This window comes from Nostoc sp. T09, assembly GCF_002154695.1.
In the GTDB taxonomy this organism is placed as follows: Bacteria; Cyanobacteriota; Cyanobacteriia; order Cyanobacteriales; family Nostocaceae; genus Aulosira.
This window is the reverse complement of the sequence record NZ_MTAV01000053.1, coordinates 13,651-36,110: the sequence shown is the minus strand read 5'-3', so window position 1 is coordinate 36,110 and position 22,460 is coordinate 13,651. Positions and strand designations below refer to the sequence as shown.

Sequence of the window (22,460 nt, the reverse complement as noted above, 5' to 3'; positions counted from 1 at the left end):
TTTTTCATAGGAGTTTTATTTATTTTTAATTAAATGAATAGCTTCATATTTTCCTAATTTAGTTTTTCCCATGTTTTGAAAGCTAGCTTGTTCAAAAGTTTTAATTGATATTTCATTGTAGGGTTTGACATAGGCATAAATTATCTTAACGTTAGATTCAGAAAATATTTTTTTGCATCCTAAATCAATTAGGTTACAGCCATAACCCTGATAACGAAAATTTCTATCAATGCTGATAGAAATAATGGCTTTATCGCCTTCTATTTCATAACGAATTTGGCCGATAGGTACATCATTTATATCAACGGCAATGTATAAAATAAAATTGGGAGAGTGCAGTCGAGATTGGAACCATTTAATATGCTCTTCCCAAAGTATATGTTTTGTGGAAAAGGAAACAGCCCTGACCTCTGGGTCATTTGACCATTCCCACAACAACCGACAATCTTCTTGGCAAGCACAGCGTAATTTCAACAACTTGGTTGCTAAATGTCTCAATACGCGCTTAGTTCCTTCACCATCTACTAACTTTTGGCTGCGTCTAGTCATTTCTATTCGTGTATGCGCAACTCTTAGTAAATCAGCAACCGCTGACCCTATTTCAACAGCAGGAACATCCTCATGCCAACCAAGATAGATAGATACTCCCATCTCATCTAATTTTTGTGCGATCGCTCGTTGATTGTCAGCTAAAACTAACACGATACTTGGTAAACTCATAAAAGCCAATTCCCAGCTAGTAAAGCCACCAGCTGCGATCGCCACATCAGCCCAAGCCATTAGTTCGGGCATATTAGTTACATTCTTCTTCAAGTGGATGGGAAATCTTGAATCTAAGGAAGCTGATTGCAATTGTTCATAATGAGGATTACTTCCCCCTACAACAACAACAGTTTCCAAGGTATCCAATTCCACTAATTGCAGGGCTTTTATAACTTTAAGAGTTACATTATCTGGATCGCTACCGCCCAATGTTACCAAAACCTTACGAGCGATCGTCGGAGTCTCTCTCTTCCACCCACGCCACTGCCAAAACTCCTGGCGTAATAGGGCGTATTTCACACCTAGTAGAAGCTGAGTATAAGGTTCTCGCTTCGCGTATAGCCCCTCATGAGCATAAATATTCTGATTCAAGACCACATCTGCATAGTAGTGGTCTGCGTGTGCATAATCATCAATAAATAGCAGACTTAAGCCAGCATCTTTGATTACTCGTTGATACTCAGCGCCAAAGTGGTATCCATCGGCTACTAACCAATTTGCATCTAGTTGGCGAGCAAAACTAGCAGTTTCCCTTGCATCCTCAATACTTCCCCAAGAAACTGACAGGTGAACTACTTTTATTCCCTCTGATAGTAGCCTCTGTTCTAACGTAGGAACTGAGTTAGAAATTAAAAAAACTGCCTGTTTTTCAGTGTTCTGCCAAGCTTGAGCTAATGCCAAACAACGCATTAAGTGACCAGTGCCAATTTGGGTAGATGCATCTACACGAAAAACTAAATTCATCTGATTTTAAATAACGGTTCCAATGGTTGGCACTTGAGATATTTCTCTAAGGATTGATTATCAACTACCTCTTTTAAAATCTGAAAAACTTGAGTGTAAGCTGTTAGTAGGGTTTCTACATCAGAATCACTATGGGAATAACTCATATTGTGAGTTCCAAGGGTCAGAATTCCTCTAACAAACATTTCTTGGAGAAAAAGGGTTTTAATCTGCCATTGGCTATATGGATTTACTTCTTTAAAAAGTAAAAACGACCAACTAGAGTGGCCAGATATAGATAAAATATGAGAGATTTGATAATGCTCAATAAGCTGCTGCACACCTGATATGATTTTTTGTCCCTGCTTTTTCAGTGTTTCAATCACTGGTAGCTGCTGCAACTTATTCATTGTTGCTTTGGATGCTGCTAAAGAAAGTGTTTCACCTCCAAATGTAAAAGAGAAAAAGATTTCTTCCATTAACTGCATAATCTCCGCTTTACCTGTTACAGCAGATAAAGGATAACCATTGGCTAATCCTTTACCAAAAGTTGCTAGGTCTGGTATGACACCGAAATATTCTTGTGCGCCCCCATTTGCAAAACGAAATCCTGTAATCGTTTCATCAAAAATTAGCAGTGTGCCATTTTGATGAGCTAACTGTCTGACACCTTCTAAAAAGCCTTCTTTAGGTTCAACTACATTCATCGGCTCCATTATTACCGCAGCAACTTCATTGGGGTACTGCGTAAATATCTGATGCAATGAATCTAAGTCATTGTAATTAAAAGAGTGAGTCAAAGCTTGAACACACTTTGGTACTCCTCGATTGCGAGTAGTAGAGGAAATATACCAATCGTGCCAACCATGATAGCCGCAGACAGCAACATGATCTCGTCCTGTGTAAGCCCTAGCTAAGCGAATTGCTCCTGATGTTGCATCTGAACCATTCTTGCCAAAGCGTACCATTTCGGCACAAGGCACTATCTCAACCAGTTTTTCAGCCACCTGCATCTCAATAGGGTGAGGTAAGGAAAAAAGCACTCCTTCTTCCATTTGTTGAAGCACCGCCGCATTTACATCTGGGTCACTGTACCCAAGTGTTATGGCTGCTAAACCATTGATGAAGTCAATATACTCATTCCCATCAACATCCCAAACATGACTACCAAAGCCTTTATGTATGAAATAAGGAGAAACACCAAAGGGATATTGAGTTTTACTCTTACTAAAGGTTTGCGTTCCCAATGGTATAGTTTGAAGTGCCCTTGCCAAAAATATTTCAGAATTATGATAACGTTCTGACACAGTTAATCTTCCCCAATCTTGTTTAGAAACAATTCATCAACCAGTAATGATTTTTGTAAACCTTCGTTACGCTGATAGCAAGTATTGAAATCTTTTAAATAGGAATTTACTTCTAAGAAATCTAAAATATCTTGTGTCGTAAACTTAGGGTTATTTCGATATAAAGCTTCGTAAATATTTGCAATTAAATTAAAGTCTAATTGTTCATCAACAGTCCAGCGTAAATGGGACAAATTAGTATTATTTTTGTAAACTCCTATATGGAAAAGATGCGGCTGTTGATTAATAAAAGGAGTTACATGCTCCCTTTGTGAAGGAAGCTTGGCTTCTTTCCAAGCTTGCTCTAAGCATTTGAAACGGCATATTTCTACATCTAAGCCATCTGGATAGGTGGGTTCAAGCGCATTACTAGCATAATCAAAATCTCCAGTTAAATAAAACTTAATAACTTCATCAATTAATTCTGGATCGGCTAGCGGGCAATCACCTGTTAACCTGACTATATGCTCTGGAGAATACAATTTAGCTGCTTGGTAAAACCGATCTAGGACATCCTCTAAATTTCCGCGATAACATCCTACATTAATGTTGATACACAAATTTTCAATAGCATCGTCTGTAACATCTTTGCTTGTAGCAACCAGAAGATAATCAATCAGCTTTGCACGCTTTATTCGTTCAATTTGTAGTGCTAACATCGGTACGCCAAGAATAGGCTTGAGCACCTTTCCCCTAAAACGGGATGAAGAAAAGCGTGCTTGCAGAATTGCTAAAATCATGTGACCTCCTGATAAAAACCTTGTAAAGACTTTTGTAGAAGGGTACAAACCCATCTTGAGGAGGAATCACAAACTTGTATACCTAATTCTCGCTGATCGTGATTGGATGTGATTTTAGCAATTTCTTTATAAGTTACTAATGCCTCAAATATTTTGGCGTAGTCTTGTTTATAGGTATAAATTTGTTCATTTGGTAAGTGGTGATAGTGGCGACGTTGAGGATAATCTGGTAAAAAATCACCTAAAAGTAAAATACCACCATCTGCGGTCAATCTATCTATTTCAGCTATAGTTTTAACTAAATTTTCCCGGTCTATCCAGTGCATTACAGCACCAATTATTACTAAATCGAACTGATAGTTAATAGGGATATTTTTTAGTAATCCTTGATATAAATTTAAATGTGGGTAACGCTGTTTACCATCTTGGATTGCTTCCAAACTTGCATCAATACCAACTAAATTTATATCTCCAAATTTTTCACTTAGCTGATTAAGACGCCAACCATTAGCGCAACCCAAATCAACAATGTTTTTAATTTCTCTTTTTGGCTTTAACAAATCGATAAGATGCAAAGCCCAATCAATCTCAGTATGATCAACCAATACTTTCTTATTGCGTTTAAACCACTGATTACCTTCACGTTCTAAAAAAATCTGATCTTGGTTCATATTAAACTTTCCAATTTGTAGGATTTAATATAGGATTATCTGTTAAAGCAAATTGTAAAAATACATTTGCATCTAAAAAAAAGTTAGTTTTAAAGGCTAATAAAATGTCTGATAAATGTTGAAGATTATTAACACCAATAATTATCGAGTCAATTTCTTTAATGTTTTTAATGAAACTTATAGATGCTTGCAATGCTGAGATATTGTTCTGCGATAGCATTTCATGATATTTTTTTAAATGATTTTTAACGGAATCAAAATAAGATGGTAGGCATTCTGGCTCCATTAATAATAAACCTTGAAAAAATATTGAACGCGCATGAATTTCTATACCATTTTTTTTAAGAGAACTTAAATTTCCACTGAGTAAGAGCCGTTGATCCAAGACGTTAATAGGTAACTGAATTAAATCTATTGCATACTTTTCTAGAACATTTTCAATTTCTTCTTGAGAATAAACAGACACTCCTATTTTTTTTATCAATTTTTTTTCTTTAAGATGGAGCATTTTCTCCATCAGAGATTGTCCATTATTTGCTAGTAAATCTTTAGCTTGATGTATCAATAAACCATAAATAGAGGATTGATTTAATGTAGATAAAGATTGATAGAAAGTATTCTCTAAAAGTTTAACATCATCAGATTTAATACAATTTGGAGAAAATTTAGGAGTTTTTGTCACAATTTCAAAGTTATGATTATCAGGAATTAACTTTCCCAATATTTCTTCACTAGTTCCATAAGCAGGGGCTGTATCTAAAACCTGGATTCCATTTTGACCTGCTAGCGCTAATATTTTTACTACTTCCTCTGTTGGGGTTTTTCCTTCTTTATTAGATATTCCATAATCTAAACCAAATTGTGCAGTACCAATACCTAATTTCATGACATATTCTTCTCTGATAGTAAAGTTTGTTTTATAGCCATTACTACTTGATCTTGCTCATTGTGAGTTAATGCGTAATAAATAGGAATACTAATAGCTTCCTGGTAATATGTCTCAGTGTTTGGAAAATCTCCTAACTTAAAACCCAGTTTTTGATAATATGGCTGAGTGTGAATCGGAATATAGTGCAAATTAACACCAATTCCATCTCGACGCATTTCTTCAAACACCTGTTGGTGAGTTTTATTAATCTTGTCTAATTTCAAACGCATCACATACAAATGCCAGCTAGACATTGTATCTGGATGTTGCCAAGGTAAGACTAGTGGTAAATCTTGTAGCATCTGATTGTAGCGTTCAGCTAAAAAGCGACGGCGTTCTACAAACTTATCTATCCTTTGCATTTGGCTAATACCCAAGCTTGCTTGGATATCTGTCATCCGATAGTTAAAGCCTAAATCTAACTGCTGATAATACCAAGAACCATGAGGTTCACCTTCCATTAACTCTGGATTGCGAGTGATACCATGACTTCGCAATCTAATTAATTTTTGATACAACTTCTCCTGATTTGTTAACAACATGCCGCCTTCACCAGACGTAATAATCTTGACTGGATGAAAGCTAAATACTGTTATATCCGAAAATTTACAGTTGCCAATAGGTTCTCCTTGATGTTTTCCTCCAATGGCATGAGAAGCGTCTTCAATAACTTTAAAACCATAATGCTGAGATAATGCCGCAATTTTCTCCATCTCAGAACATTGCCCAGCAAAATGCACGGGTATTAAAACTTTAGGTAAACAACCTTGCTGTTCTGCCCAAGCTAATTTATGCTCTAATTCCTCAATACTTAAGTTATAAGTGTGGTGATCAATATCGACAAAATTAACCTTGGCTCCGCAGTATAAACCACAATTAGCTGATGCTACAAACGAATTTGGTGATGTCCACAGATGATCTCCTTCTCCTAGACCGACTGCTAGACAAGCAATATGCAATGCTGCTGTTGCGCTGGAAACTGCTATAGCATATTTTGCCCCGCAATAGTTAGCAACAGCTTGCTCAAACCTTTCTATAGCAGGGCCTTGAGTTATCCAGTCTGAACGCAAAACTTCTACTACAGCATTTATATCTTCTTGGCTAATATGTTGCCGCCCATAGGGAATATAGTCACTCATTGCTTTAACATATCTAGTAATTGGAAACCTTTAAGCCAGTCTATGTTTTTGTGAGAACTATACTCAAATTCATCTGGAACAGGGACTCCTTTTTCTCCTAAAAGATTGCAACTGTAATCAACAGCTTGAGCATATTCAATTGTTGGTTTAATGACATAGTGATCGGCAAATTCTAATGTCAAATGTGAAGATTCACCAGGACACATGACTTCATGTAGCTTCTCTCCTGGTCTAATACCCACAATCTTAATGGGTACTCCTGGTGCAACTGCTTCAGCTAAGTCAGTAATTTTCATTGAAGGGATTTTAGGCACAAATATTTCTCCACCTTGCATCCGTTCAAAACCTTTCAAAACTAAATCCACACCTCCCTGGAGTGTCAACCAAAAGCGGGTCATGCGTGGATCGGTAATCGGAATCTCTGGGGATTTTTCAGAAATTAGCTTTTGGAAGAAGGGTACAACTGAGCCTCTTGAACCAACAACATTACCGTAGCGAACTACAGCAAATCGTGTTTTCATTGTTCCCACAATATTGTTAGCTGCGACAAAAAGTTTATCCGCAGCTAGCTTGGTTGCACCGTAGAGATTAATTGGATTTACTGCTTTATCTGTTGAAAGAGCAATTACTTTTTCTACTTCTTGTTCAATGGCGACATCAATAACATTATTTGCTCCATGAATATTAGTTTTAATACATTCCATCGGATTGTATTCAGCCGCAGGAATATGCTTGAGAGCCGCAGCGTGAACTACATAATCAACATTCCGCATAGCCATACTCAAGCGATCGCGATCGCGCACATCTCCAATGAAATAACGCATCACTGGTGCGTTAAACTCTTGCGCCATCTCATACTGCTTGAGTTCATCCCGGGAATAAACTATAACTTTCTGAGGCTGATATCGGCTGAGAATCGTTTTTACAAATTGCTTGCCGAATGAGCCTGTACCACCAGTGATTAAAATAGTTTTACTGTTAAACATTGTGTATTACTTAGTAATCTAAAAATTAAATCTTTGCCAAAAGTGTTTGAAGAAAATTGTTCATACAATGCTTGAGCAAAGACTATTAATTAGGCTTGGGCTGATTATTTGTCTGGGAATTGCTCTTGCTTTGTTCTTTTTTCAAACGCTCTAACAGAGCTTTGTACTCTTGGCGTTCAGGGCGTAACTTCACTAACTTTTCTAAAGGTTGAATCGCACCCTGAGTATCTTTCAACTGTAGCTGCACGTTTACCAACCCCTCCAAGGCTACTTGGTTCTCTGGTTCTCGTTGTAAAACCATCTCCAAACCTTTTGCCTGTTTTTCTAATGAATTCTCTGGAGATGCAACTACTGCCTTAGGTGGCTGAATAGCCTGTTGTATCACCGGAATCGCTGAAAAGGCCATGGAACCGAAGAATGATACAATTGACACTATTGTTAAAATCTTTTGTCGCCGCGCAATCTGCTTGCGGCGGATATCGAAGTATTCTTCACTTGAACCCATACTTTATGTAGATGCTGTGGTAAATACTGAGGTACTAGCTATCCTCCTAACAGGAGGATACCCACTCCTTCACAGGAACTATCATTTTATGGAGAAATATTTTACACAAAATTCAAAAGCTGGCTCTGAAGGCTGGGTGAGGTTTCATGGGATGCGAGTACAGCACCCATGATTGTAAGCGGCGATCGCCTGAGGTAATCTCGGTTCACTTTCAGGTTGATCCATATAGCCAAGCAGAGCAGGGAGTAAGCTGCGAAGTTGGCTACGCTGCTCTGGCAGTTTTTACCCGTCATAAACTTAACTGCTAAAGTCAAAAATATTAAAGAAAACTAATTCGCGAACAAAGTAATTTAATTGAGTAACGAAGTGATATTTTGTATATCTTCATCTACCTAAAGCACTATTTTTATTTCAGAGCTAGACGTAAAATTAAACACCATAGAAAATAACTCTTAAATGTTAATATGAAATTTATATAAAGATTTGCAAGCAGATTGTTTAGTTTCAGATGTTTGCGATATTCTATATAAGATTCAATACGGTAAATAATTAAACCGTTAACTTACAAAACTTCCCAAATGCCCTTATTATAAAGGGTTTTCGCAATCTGCACATATTCCGTTGACTAAAACAAATACAAGTTTAATAGTCGTGCCTACCCTGGCTATAGATGCATCTATAGGGGACGGCTAACTTTGATTTTGGTGTCTATGATCAGTGTTCGATGGAATTAGTGTTTTGTGGTGGTAATTACCGTACAAAACCGAATTACCAACAACTTAGTAGAGTTAGTTATGGTATAGTTAAAAAGTTAAGACTAGCTTTGCCAAAATTACAACGCTCTACGCATCGGTAACATTTGCAAAACGGAAAGCAGTTTTGATTAAGTATTTACTAAACAAAATCTGAATTGAATCGAGTTTATGACTCAGCAAGTAATTCACCCAATGGTGAAATTGCAGCGTAACGTGCAATCACTCGTAGAATCCAATATTATCAAGCCTAGCGATAGCATTTGGAAAATTGCTTTGCTCTATGGTAATGAATGGCAGCACTGGAAACAAGAACTGTTAGATTTTGGCTTTACTATGCAAGATCCAATCAGTGAATTGTTAGCAGTGGAAGCTTGGGACGAAGAGTAAACTGTGAAGTATGTAGACACGGAGCGGTGAAGCAGCGCGGTTTTGGGGTTTCTACGCCGCTTGCTTCAACGCGGGCAACCCGCGCAACGCAGTGGCTCCCCATGAGCGACTGCACCAAGCCAAAGGGCTTGCCGCAGGCTGGGATAAAATTTTTCAGCCTTCACACTTGCCTTGTTCCTTCATTAGCAAGTAGCTAGTGCCGTAGCTAGTTCTTTAGCAGTCTGATAGCGATCGCGTGGCAATGGCTCTGTAACGCGGTCAATAATCTCTCTTAATTTGGGAGTAATTGTTGGGATGCTAGCTACATCAAACCGAAAATGCCGCCCTCGTTGATGGTAAAACTTGAAAGGGTTTTCACCTGTCAGTAAAAAAATTAAGGTTGGGCCAATGGCATATAAATCAGATTGGGTGAGGGGTTGTCCTCGTTCTTGTTCAGGAGCGCAGTAACCCTCAGCGCCAATGCGAGTGCCAGGTGCCGTACCAATTTCCTTAACTGCACCAAAATCGAGTACCACTATCTGATTATTAGAATTTCGCACCATCAGGTTAGCGGGTTTAATATCCCGATGAATCAATGGTGGTTGCTGGCTGTGGAGATAATCTAAAATATCGCAGGTTTGGATCATCCAGGCGATCGCCTGGCTTGGTATTACTGGACCTGTAGTATATATACGTTTTTCTAAATCTTGACCGTGGACTAATTCCATAGCCAAGTATTTTTTGCCACCTTCAACAAAAAAGTCGTAATATTTAGGAATTCCAAGATGGTTAAGGGATTTGAGAGTGTGCGCCTCCCGTTCAAATAATTCCTGCGCCTTGGCAATTTTCGCCATATCGGCATTCATCTGTTTTAACACCAGCAGTTGTGGGTGCCCCGCAATCACACCTGCTGCATCCCAAGCAAGATAGGTAGTACCCATGCCTCCTTGCCCCAAAGTTCGCAAAACTTGATACTGGTGAATCGTCTTTTGCACTGACAGAGGTTGGCCACAATGGATGCAAAACAGATTTTTGGGAGAGTTCCCTTCATGAGTACAGGTAGAAGATACAGGCGCAGAGGTTTTTTCCATTGAGCCTGGAATGTCTTTTTGCCGCAACCAAGACTCTGGTGCTGTTACCTCTTGAATTTGAAATTTTATGATTGGGCCTCCCTGTGCTAGTTGCAGCAGGGAATTATCTGGCAGTTGGCTCTGAGTTACAAGGACGCCGTTGAGGAAAGTGCCATTTGTACCATGACTAATTACCTGCCACAAACTGCCATTTTTGGCAGAATTGACTTGTTTAAGTTCTAAATGATAGCGAGAAACCAAACTATCATTTAACACAACATGATTATCCACCGCTCGTCCAATCTTAATCGCGGTGGAGTTTTCAAAATACCATTGCTTGAGTGGTGTTTTTTGTTGCGGTTCTAGCAGAGTCAGAGTAACCACAATACAAACTAATAATGTGAAAGGATTAAGAAATTGAGATAGGGTATTGGGTATTAGAAAACTATTCTCTAGCCCCTAATCCTTAGTCCCCATTTATCTTTGACTGTCCAGATTTGGACGCACTTTTGCTCGAATCAAGATAGCAGTAATATTGTCATGACCATTGTATTGGTTTGCCAAATCAATTAAGTCTGTGACTCCGGCTTCTAGGTTAGTACCAGAGCCAAGCAAAGGCAGTAAGTGAGTCTGCCAATGGCTTTCTAGTAAATCATTATCCGATAAACCGTCCGAGACCAGTACAAAAAGAGTATCTTCATTAATCTCGAAAAACTCTACATCAGGATTAATTGAGTTTTCGTCACGTGGTCCTAAAGCTTGGGTAAGTTGGTAAGCATCAGGACGAGCATAAGCGATGCTGGCTTCTACTCCTCTAGTAATTTCTCGTTGACCGACTTCGTGATCGACTGTGATTTGTTCCAATCCTCGCTTATGAGTTAAACAATAGAGGCGGCTATCTCCCACATGAGCAACTGCGGCGTGGCTGTCCTGAATTAAGAGCATAACTAGGGTAGTACCCATGCGCCCGACACCAGAACGCGCATCTTTTTGATTGAGATCGTAAATTGCCTGATTTGCTAGATATACTGCTTCACGGATGCTGTCTTCTGTTGGCAGTTGGTTGCCAAGCCAATTTTCTTGAAAGTATTGCCGCAGAGTGTTGACTGCTAACTCGCTAGCTACTTCGCCGCCAGCATGTCCCCCCATACCGTCGCAGAGAATATATAAACCACGCGCTTGTAGAACTCTAGTTTTAGGTAACTCTAGTTTGTTAATGTTGGTTTCAATGCCAAAGTAGTCTTCATTATGATGACGTTGACGACCCACATCAGTATGTCCTGTCTCTTGCAGGCTACTGAGCTGCATTGGCAGGACCACCGTTGGCATATCATCATTTTTGAAGTTGAAATCTTCTGGCTCATCGAATTGCAGCATAGTTGGTGCAGTGGTGTACTGCTCCTCTGTTGGAGAAAAAGCTTCTATTGTGGGTGCTACTATTTCGCTAGACATTTCTTCCAAACGCGATCGCAATTGTGCGATCGTTTCAATCTTACCTAGTTCCAAATCTCCTAACATCTGGACTATAGAACCAAATTGAGTGCGTTGAGACTGTCTAAATAGGGACTGCCAAACCCGCCCTAAGGCTTTAATTGTTAAAGACTGCTTTTGTTCAGCAGATGTTTGATCTGCCAAATCTGCTGGTAAATCGGCAACAGACTGTTTATTAAATGGTTCTGAATATAAGCGTCCTAAGGTCAGTGTTTGATCTTCATCCAATAGCAAATTCGACAAATCCAAAAGACTTTGACAACAATTTACTGGTTCTAGAACTCCCCACAACTGGGTCATCTGATAGCACCAGTGTAAAATTTTCAATGAACTTGTTGCGTTTTGCTGCCACAGATCAAGTAAACGCGGCCAATTCGAGCGGTCTTGAATGAGTACGACCTGTAGATCGCCTTGTTGCCATGCATCATGGATTGGCGGTATCCCTGGATGTCCCTGTGGTTGTAAGGCAATATAAGGTTTAGCAAGTTGGGGAATTCTACTTGCTTCCACTGATGTTGTTACTAGCCCCTTTTGGCAATTTTCTAATATTGCCTCCAGAGGTGAGATTTGATATGGTTGGCAGTCTAAAACTTTAATACAAACCTCAGTATTAGCGGCAAGTTCTTCTAAGCTTGGTAGCGGCTCTAATAATTGATAGCGTTGCTCTTGGTCTAAATAAGAGCCTACTATCAGCTGGGAGCTAATAGGCATAGGAGATAGAGAAGGTATTGCTTCCTCATCTTTTCCTGCTTCCTCATTTTCCCCATCGCCTCCAGTTCCTATTTCCCGGCTTCCAGTAGCTTGTTTGCCAATAATTGCCCACCACACTGTTCCGCAGTCTGTGCCACAGTTAGGACAACTTTGTGCGTTTAGAGGTACGGAGGTACTGCATTCAGGACAGACCTTCTGGGTCAGGGATGCACCACAGTTTTGGCAGAATTTATTAGTATTAGAGTTTTCAAATTTACACTGAGGGCAAATCAGCATAGTGGAAGTTCCTCATTCCCGTTCCAAGGTGCTTCTAGCCATCAAAGATCCAAAGTGCCACAACTGTCTACCCCTGCCTACAGTAGACTTAATAAAAAATTGTGGTTTCATTGGTGAATTTTGGTGGCAGTATTAATTGTGACGCATATTAGCTAAATATTTCAGATATCGGCAAGCCAATTTTTCCAAAAGGAAAGGAGTGGCAGAGTAAAAGTATATCGTGTTTAGTTAAGGACTTATGATTAAGACCTTAGGCAGCAGAGAAGCATAGGGGTTAAAGGAGACAAATAATTCAAAATTCAAAATTAACTCATCTAATTAACTTTTGACCCTTGACTCTTGTTGAATTTCGTTCACACCTCACTACTCAGTGGGAGTTGGATAGCAAAACAGGTAAGGTTTGACCCACTTTCAACCTCGATTGTTCCTCCTAAATGCTTGGTGAGTTTCTTTACTAATGCTAAACCTAATCCTGTACCACCTTGTTTCCAGGGGTCGTTACTAGGAATGCGATAAAATTTATCGAAAATACGCAGTAATTCAGAGCTAGAAATTTCTACACCAGAATTGATCACTTGAAATTGGATATTGTGAGATTTTAATTGAGCAGAAATAGTGATTTCTGCATCTGGGGGGCTGAACTTACAAGCATTGGTAAGCAGTTCTATTAAAATGCGCTCAAGGCTGAATGGATCGCACGCTAGTAAGGGAAGATTAGCTGCTACACTGAGGCGCAACTTCTGCTGACAAGAGTTACGATTGCGTGCCTTAAAGAGTTCTACTACTCGCCACAGCCATTGCTGTACTTGAATAGATTCTAGTACTAAAGGCTTCGCACCTGTATCCAACCTTTGCAAATCTAAGAAGTTACTAATTAAATTAATTTCGCGATCGCACTCATTATCTAAAATTTCATAATAGCGAGATGCTTTCGAGCGTTCTGCTTGTGGCTTTGTCATTTCTAACAAAAAGTTTTGTTCTTGATTTAGTGCGATTCCCAGCATTTGAATCGCCATTTTCATATTAGTTAGGGGCGTGCGTAGTTCGTGGGAAACTGTACTAAGAAATTCATCTTTGAGGCGATTTAAGCTTTCCATCTCCTCTAATTGCGCCTGCACAGCTTCTTGGCTATGTTTTAAGCCAACTTCTGCTAATTTACGCTCTGTAATATCTATGCAGCATCCAATGTAACCAACAAATTTGCCATTGGGCGTAAATCTAGGAACACCAGTATCTAAAATCCAACGATATTCGCCATCATGACGCTTAAGCCGATATTCCATCTCAAATTTGCCTCTAGCATGAAAGGCAGAATCATAGATTTCTTGGCAAAATTCTTGGTCTTGTGGATGTACGCCTTCCAGCCAGCCTAACCCTTGCTGCTGCTCCATACTACGTCCAGTAAACTTTATCCAAGATTGATTAAAAAACGTAAACAGTCCATCACATTCTGCCATCCATAACATTACTGGTGCGGTATTAGCCATAGACTGAAAGCGTTGTTCGCTTTCTCGTAAAACATCTTCCGCCTGTTTGTGAGCAGTAATGTCTTCTAAAACCATGAGAATCTGTGGATTCTTTTGAGGACATTTATCAATTAAGTTAGCATCGGCAAGATAGTTTTCACCGCCGTCAGGTAAGAACCGTGCCACAACTTTTACCCATAAAATCTTACTGGCGGGACAACCTAAACGAAATTCCCAATTGGCAATTTCACTATTAGATGAACTCTTTAATAATTCTCTAAATACATCAACTAATCTTTGTTTGTCTGAGTGTTCAAATAAGTTAAAAACCGACTTATCGATCAACTCTTCTACGGTGTAGCCAAGACAGCTTGCACCAAACTGATTAACAGACAAAATTATTCCTGTTGTATCCAAACTGAAATATACAGAAGGAATATTTTCATATAGCCTACGATAGAACTTAAGTTCCTCTTGGGTACGATGTAGAGTTTCTGCTGTGCAAAGTTCTAAATCGCAGACTCGTTCAGGCACAAGTTCCAAGCGTGCAGGCGTTGCAGACAAGATATCTTGTTTTTGGCGAGTTTTATGCCAGATCGATTGCTGATTGCGGCTCATAAGAGTTAATAACTTGCACCCAAGGGCTGATATAGACAAGGGCAGGAATAAAAAAAAATTATTATACTGCTTCTAAATTGATTTTTGTCAAAGGTGCAAATAAAAACTTATGTAACAAAGATAATAGCTGTTTTGCTATTTGTGAATTTTTAGTTCAAATTAGTGGAACAATCTGTTTAGCAAAATACATTATTACGGTTTTTAATTTAAGAGTAAAAACTAATCTGTTATTTGCATGATGCAATTAATTGAAATCAGCAAAATCTTGCTAAGTAATCTCTTAAAAAAGAATAAGCAATTTTACTTATTTAATAAGTAATTGAGCGAGTATATATAACGAGATTTTTGGTTAATTCACTAAGGTTTTAGCACCTTAGCCTAAAAACATTTCTAGTTCAGCGGAAGTGAGGTCACGCCACTCACCAGGTTGTAGACCGTGTAATTGTAAGTGGGCGATACTTACCCTGATCAATCGTAGAGTCGGAAATCCTACAGCCGCCGTCATCCGTCGCACCTGGCGATTTTTTCCTTCGGTTAAAGTAATTTCTAACCAAGCAGTAGGCACATTTTTCCGAAATCTAATAGGTGGATTGCGATCGCCTACAGGTGCTTCTTCTGGTAATAGGCGGACCTTTGCTGGACGAGTACGGTAATCTTGAATTCTTACACCTGTTTGCAACTTACTTATAGCATCTGCATCGGGAATTCGTTCTACCTGCACCCAATAAGTACGTTCATGCCCAAATCGAGGATTGGCAAGACGATGTTGCAGTTGTCCATTGTTCGTCAACAGTAGTAACCCTTCACTATCCCAATCTAAACGACCTACAGGATAGACTTCAGTCACCGGAATATAGTCCTTCAGGGTGCGGTGTTTGGGTGTTTCCTGCGTAAACTGGCTGAGAACCCCATAAGGTTTGTAAAAAATAATATATCTATACTTGGAAGTCATTGGTCAAGGTCAAGGGTTAAAAGGTAATAGGCAATAGACAAGGGTCAAGATTCATTAGTTATTTTCCCTTTATCCTCCTTGCCTGCTCTACTCCCTTACCTTATACAGATACCCGTGCTGGCTTACTAATGTAATTTTAGTCTACGATGCTAAGAACCTTGAGCCAACAAATTTACAACAGGCATGGGTCAGGTTTCAAAAAGGCGATCGCCCTCTACTACCTAGTGGTTAGCAGCTTTTATTTGAGGAGTGGAACGAGTGCGATCGCATCTCTTACCAATTAGAAAAAACCCCGACGCCATAGTCGGGGCATATTGTGTAGGTTCAATGTATACCTGTATTTTTCTAGCAATTAAAAATGAGGAAAAGCTGAGGATCGGCGAGCGGTCGAATATTTCCACCAAAATAAAAACTAAATTGGGTGCTTAAGGTAGTTTTCTAATGTTATTTTTGTCACTGATTACCCTTTAGTGATAACTAATACGAAATTCTCCCGACTTCAGTCGATGGATGAGTTACAAGATTCCGAAAAAACGGCTGTTACCGACAACTCCGCTCACCTCAGGATTTGTTAACCCCCTTGCTCCCAGCCACAAGCAAGGTGGTACAATCTACATCCATGCTAGGGGTGCCTGAATAACTAGGCTGAGATCACACCCTTAACACCTGAGTCTGGGTAATACCAGCGGAGGGAAGCTGTTTATCGAGGAATTCAATATGCGGACAGAATGGGTTGCCAAGCGGCGTGGGCAGAGCAATGTAACTCAAATGCACTACGCGCGTCAGGGTGTCATCACTGAAGAAATGCACTACGTCGCCCAGCGGGAAAATCTCCCTGCTGATCTCATTCGTGAGGAAGTGGCGCGGGGACGGATGATTATCCCTGCTAACATTAATCACACCAACTTAGAGCCAATGGCCATTGGCATTGCCTCTAAATGCAAGGTAAATGCCAATATTGGTGCTTCACCCAACTCTTCTAATCTCCAAGAAGAAGTGGATAAGCTGAAACTAGCGGTGAAGTATGGTGCTGATACTGTGATGGACTTGTCCACAGGCGGCGGTAATTTAGATGAAATTCGTACTGCTATTATCAACGCCTCGCCTGTTCCCATTGGTACAGTGCCAGTTTACCAGGCTTTAGAAAGTGTTCACGGCACGATTGAAAAACTTACCCCTGAAGACTTTCTTCATGTCATCGAAAAACACGCCCAGCAAGGGGTAGACTATCAAACTATCCATGCGGGGATTTTACTAGAGCATTTGCCCTTGGTTAGAAGCCGTATCACTGGAATTGTCTCTCGTGGTGGTGGTATTCTAGCGCGCTGGATGTTACATCACCATAAGCAAAATCCTCTATACACCCATTTCCGGGACATCATTGAAATTTTCAAAAAGTACGATGTCTCCTTCAGTTTAGGAGATTCCCTGCGTCCTGGCTGTACCCATGATGCCTCAGATGCAGCACAATTAGCGGAATTGAAAACTCTCGGACAGCTAACTCGTAGAGCCTGGGAAGATAACGTACAGGTGATGGTAGAAGGTCCTGGACACGTGCCAATGGATCAAATTGAGTTTAACGTCCGCAAGCAGATGGAAGAGTGTTCGGAAGCACCTTTCTACGTGCTTGGACCATTGGTTACCGATATTGCTCCTGGTTATGACCACATTACCTCAGCTATTGGCGCGGCAATGGCTGGTTGGTATGGTACAGCAATGTTGTGCTATGTAACACCCAAAGAACACTTAGGTTTACCCAATGCCGAAGATGTACGCAATGGGTTAATAGCTTACAAAATAGCAGCTCATGCGGCGGATATCGCTAGACATCGGCATGGTGCAAGAGATAGAGATGATGAACTGTCCAAAGCTCGTTATAACTTTGATTGGAACCGTCAGTTTGAATTATCACTCGATCCGGAGAGGGCGAAGGAATACCACGATGAAACTTTGCCAGCAGATATCTACAAAACTGCTGAGTTTTGTTCAATGTGTGGGCCGAAGTTCTGTCCCATGCAAACCAAAGTTGATGCTGATGCGCTGACAGAACTAGAGAAGTTCCTTGAGAAAGAAAAGGTTAGGCAAAGCTAATTACCTGACCTGCCTTTTAAACCTAGAAGAATACAGAGGTAACCAAAGGCATTCTCTGCGCTTACCTCTGTGTTTCCTAAAATACTTCACTTAATTTCCCGATACCGCTTTTGAATCTCCTCAATCGAAAACAACGCTTCAAACTTTAATCCAGCAGACTGATATAACTCTGCGCCTCCTTGCAGGCGGTCTACTAGTGCAATTACTTGATCTACGGTATAACCTGCCTCTTGTAGACGGTTAACTGCTTTGAGAGCAGATTGCCCGGTAGTGACTACATCTTCTAAAACTACAATTTTTGCTCCTTCGGGCAAGCTAGGACCTTCAATATAAGCCCTCGTTCCATAACCTTTGGCTTCTTTGCGAATAATTAGGGCTGGAATCGGTCGGTTTTCATAAACAGAAACCACACTTACTGCGGTCACAATTGGGTCAGCACCTAGGGTTAAACCAGCTACCGCCTGGATATCAGCAGTCAATAAGGGAAACAATAAACGTCCTACAGCTAAAGCGCCTTGGGGATGTAGTGTTACCTGTGTCTTGTTAACGTAATAAGAGCTACGTAACCCGGAGGAAAGGACAAAATCACCCTCTTGATAAGCGAGTTGACAAAATAAATCTAGTAACTTGTAGCGCAGGGTGGCCAAATCAGCAGTAGCTGCCCAAATATTTGATAGGTTGTGGGTTTCAGTAGAATAAGTCATTACAAGACGTTAAAAATTGTGCTACACCAAAGGTTGAACTCATCAGAGTTCTGAATTTAAGCATAAATTAAGATTCGCCCAAAAGTTGAGGAGTACTGAATATGGGTATAAACCTTAAACCCCTGAATGTTTTCTGGGTACTGCTAGCTACTAGTGCTGCTTTTCCGTCTGTTGGTAATGCCCAAACGGCAACACCCAATTATGAAGCACCGAATGATGCCATTGAGCGAGCTTATTTCCGACACGATCGCAATTTCTATGAAAATCGCAGTTTGAAACGTCAGCTTGACTCTTTTCTCGGTGCTGGCTCGTTCTCAAATTCTTTCCCTGAAAATGAAATTGCCCGCGATGGTGAGTTGGTCAATGGTGTTTATCGGGATATGCTGACTCAGCAAGCTACTAACGATCCATATCTTCGCACCCCTGATTTACCTAACCCTTATGGCACATCGATACTGATGTCTCCCCGCGTCAATGCCGAGCAGATGAAAGTGGGCACTGAGTTCCGCTTTTAAAATTCACCTCCACGGTAAGAGTGCTGAGTATTGAGTGAAAATCTCACTCATTGATCCTATTTCGGTGAGAAGGCTGGTAAAACTTAGGCATGAAATCATAGCAGTTTTTATCTAAATTGAATAAACTACTCTTGTTTCTATTACTCAGTCCCTAGACCCTTTTCCTGAATTGTCTATAACCAAGATTAGAATTGTTAGTAACTCATGACTCAGCACTCACAACTCAATTCTTGTTAAATCCAGGGTGCAGGAGTTGAACCTGCCTTGGGCGAATTATGAGTTCGCTGCCTCAACCGCTCGGCCAACCCTGGTCGAATTTTAATTGTAGCTTGATTTTACTATCTCATGTACCCTCGAAGATAGTTTACCAGATTTTTTTACTAGATAATTTGATTATGAAATAGTCCAAACTAATATTGATTAAGTTCTTATAAGCATTGAGGTTAACTGCCTTAATACATTTAAATAAACCAGCCTTATTCTGCAATAGCTGAAGAGCGATGAAATTAAATTCCACTGTACTTCTTACGTTAATTTTGTTAACCCTGATGTTGGGAGCAGGGTCTGTCAGCGCATTTTGGGGGTTCACTTTAGGGAGTTCAGCACTCAAAGGCGTAACAACACCAGATGGTCGTCCCACAAGCAAATTTACCAGTAGTAAGTCCTCTAACTCGCAACAAGGAAACTTAGCGCTATTAAGAGAAGAAGAAATCCTCAAAATTGTCAAGGCACGAATTGAGGGTAAGACCAAGGTCGCTAAATCCGAAAAGCTAGAGGAAGATGATGAGGATACCAACAGTAATAAGCAGAAGCCTGAGGAAAAGCCTACAGAAGTAGCTGAGGAAAAACCCCAAAAAGGATTTCCCGTTACCGCTGAGAATAAGGGAGTGACTTTTGCTGTGCAATCTGCTCGCTATTCAGGTGGAGATTTACTACTGAAAGTGAAAATGCAGAATAAAGGCGCTGATTCTGTGCGCTTCCTTTATAGTTTTTTGGATGTCACCGATGACAAAGGACGAACTCTCAGTGCTAGCACAGAGGGGTTACCAGCAGAATTACCAGCAAATGGCCCAACTTTTTCTGGTACAGTGAGTATTCCCACGGCTCTACTTGATGATGTCAAAAAGGTTTCTCTGGCGCTGACAGATTATCCTGCTCAACAACTGAAGTTGGAAGTGTCGAATATTCCTGTAGAAAAATAGGCGAGGCAATTGTCAAATGTGGGATTTGAGATTTTAGATTAGAACTGGAGATGGAAAAGCCAGTAGTTTGAGCAGCTTCCCCTGTGAAGCAGAACTCGCAGCAGAGTGCATCTTGTCGTTAGACATCAGCACTGCGAAGCCTCTCGCAGACAGTTTGCTCTCGTTAACAAACCCAGCTACGCAAATGCTTGGCGTGGTTGGGAACTGGGGACTGGGGAAAAATTGCAACCACCATTCCTAATTCCCGAATCCAAAATTGCAAATCCAAGAGTGGGTGCATAAGTCGTACACGAGCTTTAGCGGTGAGTGGTTTACCTAGCTTAATTTGGACAGATGTGGGGCTGCGATTGTTATCAGTGCTGCTACTGATTGCCATCAATGCTTTTTTTGTCACAGCTGAGTTCTCAATGGTGACAGTGCGGAGATCGCGTATCCATCAGTTAGTCCAAGCTGGTGACATTCCCGCGATCGCCGTGGAAATGTTGCAACGTAGTATTGACCGACTGCTATCTACCACCCAGTTAGGCATTACGCTCTCTAGTTTGGCACTGGGATGGATCGGTGAAAGCTCGATTGTCATGCTGGTGAATGCATGGTTAAAATCCTGGCCTTTACCTAGAGAGATGAGTCTTTTTATCGCTCATTCTCTATCGATTCCCATCGCCTTTTTTTTGGTTGCTTATTTGCAAATCGTGTTAGGAGAACTCTGTCCCAAATCAGTAGCAATGCTGTACTCAGAACAGCTAGCAAGGTTTTTGGGACCTTCAGTAAAAGCGATCGTACGTTTTTTCAGCCCCTTCATCTGGATTCTTAACCAATCAAATCGCTGGCTGTTGAGACTGTTCGGCATCGAATACACAGGTCAAGGCTGGAGACCACCTGTTACACCGGAAGAATTGCAGTTGATTATCTCTACAGAACGAGAATCAACTGGTTTACAGCTTTCAGAGCGAGAACTGCTAAATAACATCTTTGAATTCGGGGATGTGATGGCACAAGAAGTGATGATTCCCCGCACCAGCATTGTAGCCTTGCCTAAAGATGCTACCTTTCAGAGATTCCTGAAGGAAATGGCTGCTACTGGTCACTCCCGCTATCCCATTGTTGGAGAATCTTTAGACGACATTCGCGGCATAGTTTACTTTAAAGATTTGGCACAACCTTTGGCTATAGGGAAGCTGACTTTAGAATCGCTGATTCAACCTTGGATGCGTCCGGCGCGCTTTGTCCCGGAACATACGCCTTTGAGTGAACTATTACCGATGATGCAGCAGGAAAAACCAGCGATGGTGATGGTTGTGAATGAATTTGGCGGTATTGTAGGATTAGTGACGCTCCAAGATGTGATTGCCGAGATTATTGGTGACGCAGGTGTACTTGATAGCGCTGAAGACTTGCTGATCCAAATGTTAGACGAGCAGACATTTCTAGTACAAGCGCAAATCAATGTAGAAGACCTCAACGAAGTTTTGGATTTGAATTTGCCTTTGACGAAGGAATATCAGACATTAGGAGGCTTTCTGCTTTACCATCTCCAAAAACTTCCCGTCAAAGGTGAAACCTTCTTTTTTCAAAATCTGGAATTTACTGTCATTTCAGTAATCGGACCGCGGTTGCACCAAGTGCAACTACGACGCCTGCAAGCGGACACGGAAACGCAGTGAGTGGGGGGCTATGTCTTAATTTTGAATTGTTTGTCCTCCTGCACCCCGACGCTACTGGGCATAAGAAACAGGGTCGTTTAATCCTAATTCTGCAAAAGCTGCTAGTCTTAGGCGGCAAGAATCACAGACACCACAGGCAACATCAGCACCAGCATAACAAGACCAAGTAAGTTCCCAAGGAACACCTAGTTGATTACCCAGCTGGATAATTTCGGTTTTTTTCAGGTTAATTAAGGGCGCAACAATAGTAATGGGTTCCCCCTCTCGTCCTTGCTTGGTTCCTAACCGGAAAACTTCCTGCATCGCCTGAATATAGTCTGGGCGACAATCAGGATAACCTGAATAATCCAAAGCATTAACGCCGATGTAGACACGTTCGGCTGGTATTGTTTCTGAGTAAGCGAGGGCAAAACTTAAGAAGATAGTATTTCGAGCAGGTACATAGGTTACAGGAATGTTTTGAGACATTTCATCCAGAGAACGCTCCTCCGGTAAATCAATTCCATCATCTGTCAGTGCCGAACCCCCCCATTGTCGTAAATCGAAATTCACTACTTGGTGTTGTACCACCCCAGCTTTTTGCGCCACCAACAGGGCAGACTCTAACTCTCGCCGATGTCTTTGTTGGTAATCAAAAGAAAGGGCGTGACACTCATAGCCATCAGCTTTGGCTTGGTAGAGGATTGTGGAAGAGTCTAATCCTCCAGACAACAGAATTACAGCTTTCATCGCGGTTTTAAATTTTGGATTTCTAATCGCTAAATCTTATTGCTAGAGCC

22 protein-coding genes, 1 tRNA gene and 1 riboswitch are annotated in these 22,460 nt (G+C 40.7%); of the genes, 7 read left to right on the top strand and 16 right to left on the bottom strand.

Features of this window, described 5'->3' with window-relative positions; all coding sequences use genetic code 11:
• Positions 1 to 15: 15 nt before the first annotated feature.
• The 8 genes from pseG to BV372_RS12890 form a co-directional block, all read right to left on the bottom strand.
• On the bottom strand, positions 16 to 1,506 hold the full coding sequence (gene pseG, locus BV372_RS12925; RefSeq protein ID WP_179198071.1) for a UDP-2,4-diacetamido-2,4,6-trideoxy-beta-L-altropyranose hydrolase: 1,491 nt from the start codon (positions 1,504 to 1,506) through the stop codon (positions 16 to 18).
• Positions 1,503 to 2,792 (bottom strand): aminotransferase class III-fold pyridoxal phosphate-dependent enzyme, encoded by a 1,290-nt coding sequence (locus BV372_RS12920; RefSeq protein WP_086686908.1) that lies wholly within the window; start codon positions 2,790 to 2,792, stop codon positions 1,503 to 1,505. Before BV372_RS12920 ends, pseG begins: the two co-directional genes overlap by 4 nt.
• A 2-nt stretch (positions 2,793 to 2,794) precedes the next feature.
• Positions 2,795 to 3,571: a cytidylyltransferase domain-containing protein gene (locus tag BV372_RS12915; protein ID WP_086686907.1), complete on the bottom strand. Its 777-nt coding sequence runs from the start codon at positions 3,569 to 3,571 to the stop codon at positions 2,795 to 2,797.
• Complete coding sequence (locus BV372_RS12910; RefSeq protein ID WP_086686906.1) at positions 3,568 to 4,242, bottom strand: trans-aconitate 2-methyltransferase; 675 nt, start codon at positions 4,240 to 4,242, stop codon at positions 3,568 to 3,570. The genes BV372_RS12915 and BV372_RS12910 overlap by 4 nt, the downstream gene beginning before the upstream one ends.
• Before the next feature lies 1 nt (position 4,243).
• Positions 4,244 to 5,128 (bottom strand): aldo/keto reductase, encoded by an 885-nt coding sequence (locus BV372_RS12905; RefSeq protein WP_086686905.1) that lies wholly within the window; start codon positions 5,126 to 5,128, stop codon positions 4,244 to 4,246.
• Complete coding sequence (gene pseC / locus BV372_RS12900; RefSeq protein ID WP_086686904.1) at positions 5,125 to 6,309, bottom strand: UDP-4-amino-4,6-dideoxy-N-acetyl-beta-L-altrosamine transaminase; 1,185 nt, start codon at positions 6,307 to 6,309, stop codon at positions 5,125 to 5,127. The genes BV372_RS12905 and pseC overlap by 4 nt, the downstream gene beginning before the upstream one ends.
• The gene (gene pseB / locus BV372_RS12895; protein WP_086686903.1) at positions 6,306 to 7,295 is read right to left on the bottom strand and encodes a UDP-N-acetylglucosamine 4,6-dehydratase (inverting); all 990 of its coding nucleotides are present in this window, start codon (positions 7,293 to 7,295) and stop codon (positions 6,306 to 6,308) included. Before pseB ends, pseC begins: the two co-directional genes overlap by 4 nt.
• 85 nt (positions 7,296 to 7,380) lie before the next feature.
• Positions 7,381 to 7,800: a tetratricopeptide repeat protein gene (locus BV372_RS12890; protein WP_086686902.1), complete on the bottom strand. Its 420-nt coding sequence runs from the start codon at positions 7,798 to 7,800 to the stop codon at positions 7,381 to 7,383.
• A gap of 146 nt (positions 7,801 to 7,946) precedes the next feature.
• Between BV372_RS12890 and BV372_RS36255 the strand changes: the two genes are divergently transcribed.
• Both BV372_RS36255 and BV372_RS12885 read left to right on the top strand, forming a co-directional pair.
• The gene (locus BV372_RS36255; RefSeq protein WP_179198070.1) at positions 7,947 to 8,108 is read left to right on the top strand and encodes a hypothetical protein; all 162 of its coding nucleotides are present in this window, start codon (positions 7,947 to 7,949) and stop codon (positions 8,106 to 8,108) included.
• 615 nt (positions 8,109 to 8,723) lie between these two features.
• Positions 8,724 to 8,942 (top strand): DUF4327 family protein, encoded by a 219-nt coding sequence (locus BV372_RS12885; protein ID WP_086686901.1) that lies wholly within the window; start codon positions 8,724 to 8,726, stop codon positions 8,940 to 8,942.
• Positions 8,943 to 9,124: 182 nt separating this feature from the next.
• Here the strand turns inward: BV372_RS12885 and BV372_RS12880 are convergent, their stop codons facing one another.
• The 4 genes from BV372_RS12880 to BV372_RS12865 form a co-directional block, all read right to left on the bottom strand.
• Positions 9,125 to 10,375, bottom strand: coding sequence for an FHA domain-containing serine/threonine-protein kinase (locus BV372_RS12880; protein WP_086686900.1), 1,251 nt, complete (start codon positions 10,373 to 10,375; stop codon positions 9,125 to 9,127).
• Positions 10,376 to 10,468: 93 nt separating this feature from the next.
• A complete protein-coding gene (locus BV372_RS12875; protein ID WP_086686899.1) occupies positions 10,469 to 12,469 on the bottom strand; it encodes a serine/threonine phosphatase in 2,001 nt (666 codons plus the stop codon).
• Between the two features lie 353 nt (positions 12,470 to 12,822).
• Complete coding sequence (locus BV372_RS12870) at positions 12,823 to 14,553, bottom strand: PAS domain-containing sensor histidine kinase (protein ID WP_086686898.1); 1,731 nt, start codon at positions 14,551 to 14,553, stop codon at positions 12,823 to 12,825.
• A 373-nt stretch (positions 14,554 to 14,926) separates the two neighbouring features.
• A complete protein-coding gene (locus BV372_RS12865) occupies positions 14,927 to 15,505 on the bottom strand; it encodes an rRNA large subunit pseudouridine synthase E (protein ID WP_086686897.1) in 579 nt (192 codons plus the stop codon).
• A gap of 158 nt (positions 15,506 to 15,663) precedes the next feature.
• Between BV372_RS12865 and BV372_RS37560 the strand changes: the two genes are divergently transcribed.
• Both BV372_RS37560 and thiC read left to right on the top strand, forming a co-directional pair.
• Positions 15,664 to 15,789 (top strand): hypothetical protein, encoded by a 126-nt coding sequence (locus BV372_RS37560; RefSeq protein ID WP_256973188.1) that lies wholly within the window; start codon positions 15,664 to 15,666, stop codon positions 15,787 to 15,789.
• Positions 15,790 to 16,119: 330 nt separating this feature from the next.
• Positions 16,120 to 16,216, top strand: a riboswitch (TPP riboswitch).
• Positions 16,217 to 16,222: 6 nt separating this feature from the next.
• Complete coding sequence (thiC, locus tag BV372_RS12860) at positions 16,223 to 17,596, top strand: phosphomethylpyrimidine synthase (RefSeq protein WP_086686956.1); 1,374 nt, start codon at positions 16,223 to 16,225, stop codon at positions 17,594 to 17,596.
• A gap of 86 nt (positions 17,597 to 17,682) precedes the next feature.
• On the opposite strand, the gene pyrE is transcribed toward thiC, so the two are convergent.
• Positions 17,683 to 18,300 carry an orotate phosphoribosyltransferase gene (pyrE, locus tag BV372_RS12855; RefSeq protein ID WP_086686896.1) on the bottom strand — a complete coding sequence of 206 codons (618 nt, stop codon included), beginning with the start codon at positions 18,298 to 18,300 and terminating at the stop codon, positions 17,683 to 17,685.
• 101 nt (positions 18,301 to 18,401) lie between these two features.
• On the opposite strand from pyrE, the gene BV372_RS12850 reads away from it, so the two are divergent.
• On the top strand, positions 18,402 to 18,815 hold the full coding sequence (locus BV372_RS12850; RefSeq protein ID WP_086686895.1) for a hypothetical protein: 414 nt from the start codon (positions 18,402 to 18,404) through the stop codon (positions 18,813 to 18,815).
• A 238-nt stretch (positions 18,816 to 19,053) separates the two neighbouring features.
• Here BV372_RS12850 and BV372_RS12845 read toward each other — a convergent pair.
• Positions 19,054 to 19,126: transfer RNA gene (locus tag BV372_RS12845), tRNA-Ile, on the bottom strand.
• A gap of 189 nt (positions 19,127 to 19,315) precedes the next feature.
• Between BV372_RS12845 and BV372_RS12840 the strand changes: the two genes are divergently transcribed.
• Complete coding sequence (locus BV372_RS12840) at positions 19,316 to 20,017, top strand: hypothetical protein (RefSeq protein ID WP_086686894.1); 702 nt, start codon at positions 19,316 to 19,318, stop codon at positions 20,015 to 20,017.
• Between the two features lie 163 nt (positions 20,018 to 20,180).
• Here the strand turns inward: BV372_RS12840 and BV372_RS36250 are convergent, their stop codons facing one another.
• On the bottom strand, positions 20,181 to 20,411 hold the full coding sequence (locus tag BV372_RS36250) for a hypothetical protein (RefSeq protein WP_179198067.1): 231 nt from the start codon (positions 20,409 to 20,411) through the stop codon (positions 20,181 to 20,183).
• Between BV372_RS36250 and BV372_RS12835 the strand changes: the two genes are divergently transcribed.
• Complete coding sequence (locus BV372_RS12835; protein ID WP_179198069.1) at positions 20,320 to 21,681, top strand: hemolysin family protein; 1,362 nt, start codon at positions 20,320 to 20,322, stop codon at positions 21,679 to 21,681. The two genes, BV372_RS36250 and BV372_RS12835, sit on opposite strands and share 92 nt — an antisense overlap.
• Positions 21,682 to 21,732: 51 nt before the next feature.
• On the opposite strand, the gene queC is transcribed toward BV372_RS12835, so the two are convergent.
• Positions 21,733 to 22,410 (bottom strand): 7-cyano-7-deazaguanine synthase QueC, encoded by a 678-nt coding sequence (gene queC / locus BV372_RS12830; protein WP_179198068.1) that lies wholly within the window; start codon positions 22,408 to 22,410, stop codon positions 21,733 to 21,735.
• Positions 22,411 to 22,460 lie beyond the last annotated feature (50 nt).